Origin of the sequence: Nocardioides sp., assembly GCF_035703625.1 — a bacterium.
In the GTDB taxonomy this organism is placed as follows: domain Bacteria; phylum Actinomycetota; class Actinomycetes; order Propionibacteriales; family Nocardioidaceae; genus Nocardioides.
On record NZ_DASSXS010000039.1, the window covers coordinates 1 to 2,704 of the forward strand.

A 2,704-nucleotide genomic window follows, 5' to 3' on the forward strand; every position below is an offset into this window, starting at 1 on the left:
TTCAACCGGGTCTTCGGCACCACTCGCAATCCCGTGGACCCGACGCGCTCCGCGGGCGGTTCCTCGGGCGGGGCCGCCGCCGCGCTGGCCGCCGGGATGGTGCCCCTGGCCGACGGCTCGGACATGGGCGGGTCGCTGCGCAACCCGGCGTCGTTCTGCGGCGTCGTGGGCCTGCGGCCCTCGCTGGGCCGGGTGCCGTCCTGGCCGACCGACAACCTCTGGGAGACCACGTCGGTCAGCGGGCCGATGGCGCGCAACGTCGGCGATCTCGCCCTCCTGCTCTCGGTGATCGCCGGCCCGGACTCGCGCGTGCCCACCGCGCTCGGCGACCCCGGATCCACCTTTGCGACCCCGGTCCACCGGCCGCTCTCGGGGCTCCGCGCCGCCTGGACGCCGGACCTCGGCGGAGCCCTCGAGGTCGATGCCGAGGTGAGCCCGGTCATCGAGAACGCCGGCCGCGCCTTCGCCAGGGCCGGAGCACGCGTGTTCGCGGCGCACCCTGATCTGCGACTGGCCGACGACACCTTCCGGACCCTCCGGGCCTGGTCGTTCTGGGCCCGGTTCGGCTCGCTCCTCGCCCAGCGGCCCGAAGCCTTCAAGACGTCGCTGGCCGACAACATCAGGGCCGGCCGGTCGCTCACGGGGGAGGACGTGGCCCGGGCCTACGCCCAGCGCACCGCGCTCTCCGGGACGATGCGCGAGTTCTTCCAGTCGTACGACGTCCTGCTGCTGCCGGTCTCCCCGGTGCCGGCGTTCCCGGCCGACCAGGAGTACCCCACGTCGATCAACGGCCGTCCGATGGACAACTACCTCGACTGGATGCGGTCGGCGTACCTGATCACCGCCACCGGTTGCCCGGCCATCTCGGTCCCGGCCGGGACCACCCCGTCGGGGCTGCCCGTGGGGCTGCAGATCGTCGCGCCTCACGGCGCGGACCGGTTCCTGCTGGAGGTGGCGGCGGCTTTCGAGGCCGCTGGCGTTTAGAGGTTTGAACGCCCCTCATCCTGAACGTGGATTCAATCCCCTGCGGCCCCGCCTGATCGTCCTTACGGTCGAAGACACCGCCGGGACGGGCGGGTTCATGGGGTTCTAGTGGGGGAAGAATGCGCAAGTTCACGATGTCCATGCCGACGGCCCTGGCGGTCGTCCTCTCCGGGCTGGTGCTCTCGCCGGCCGTGTCCGACGAGCTCGTCGTCGGAACGGACCAGACCGTGCCGGTCGGTGGTACCGGATCGTTCCAGGTCTACTTGATATCCGAGGACACTCGGGATGGGGACACCCTCAACAACTGCAACGCGAATCCCGCGAACCCGGTGACGGTGTCCTTCGCCACGAACAACCCTGCGGTGCTCGCCGCGCCGGCGAACCTGAGCTTCACTGCCTGCGACGAGCCGGGCACCGCGGGCACCCTCGAGGGCGCGAGGACAGTCAACTTCACGATCCCCTCGAACGCTTCCGTGGGCTCCGCGGTCACCCTGACGGCAACCGCCTCGGGAGGAAGGACGACCGGCAACCCGGTCATCGTGGGTACCTTCAGCCCAGACTCCGTCACCATCACGGTGGGCGCACTGGCCAACCCGTGCTCGAATGTCGCGGCGCCGGCCGCTCCCGCGATCAGCTCGCTGCCCGTTGTCGCGGACGGAGACAGCGGCTGGTTCACGACCACGCCCACCGTGTCCGCCACGAGCGCGGGCGCGACCGTCACCTACTCGACGGACAACGCCTCTTGGAGCGCGACGCCACCGACCCTGAGCGACGGCACCACCACGGTCTACGCCAAGGCGGAGAAGTTCGCTGGATCGACTTCCTGCGGGGTGGCCTCGTCCCAGCGAGAGTTCAAGGTCGACACCGCGGCGCCCAACGTCTCCCCGGGCAACCTGGCCGAAGCGACCTGGCGCGGCAGTTCCCTCTCGCAGGTCTTCACTGCGTCGGACGCCACGTCCGGCCTTGCCCAGGCGGGTGACGCAAGCTTCACCCTCACCGCCTCGAGCGAGTCCACCCGAGACACTTCTGGTGCGGTCGGTCCGACCGTCTCGGCCACCAGGACCGTCCGCGATGCCGCCGGCAACTCCACCACCCGCACGGTGTCCGCGTGGATCGACCTCACCGGGCCGCAGGTGTCCCCAGGTGACGTCACTGACGCAACGTGGCGAAACACTCCGCTCTCCGGCGACTTCACGGCGAGTGATGCCCTGTCGGGGCTGGCCGAGGCTGCTGACGCCGCCTTCACCTTGACGGTGTCGGCTGAGTCGACCCTCGACTCCTCGGGACAGGTGGTGCCCACGACGGACAGCAAGACCGTGCAGGACAGGGTCGGCAATGCCACCACCCGCTCGTTGTCTGCGCTGATCGACCTCACCGACCCGGAGGTCTCGTCGGGGGTCAACGACACCACCTGGCGCAACGCCCCGCTGTCGCACGACTTCACCGCGAGTGACGCCCTGTCGGGGCTGGCGAACGCGGCTGACGCCGCCTTCACCCTGACCGCGTCCGCTGAGTCGACCCGCGACTCCTCGGGACAGGTGATCCCCACAACCGTGACCAGGTCCGTGTCCGACAAGGCCGGGAACCAGGTCCCCCGCTCGATGTCGGCCCAGATCGACCTCACCGACCCGGAGGTCTCGTCGGGGGTCAACGACACCACCTGGCGCAACGCCCCGCTGTCGCACGACTTCACCGCGAGTGACGCCCTGTCGGGGCTGGC

Annotated in this window: 2 protein-coding genes; both read left to right on the forward strand. The window is 70.3% G+C overall.

The window, feature by feature from the left end; genetic code table 11:
• The coding region (locus tag VFN12_RS01650) for an amidase (RefSeq protein WP_325116805.1) at nt 1-984 on the forward strand (984 nt) is incomplete at its 5' end.
• A 119-nt stretch (nt 985-1,103) separates the two neighbouring features.
• A partial coding sequence (locus VFN12_RS01655; protein WP_325116806.1) for a hypothetical protein occupies nt 1,104-2,704 on the forward strand: 1,601 nt, incomplete at its 3' end.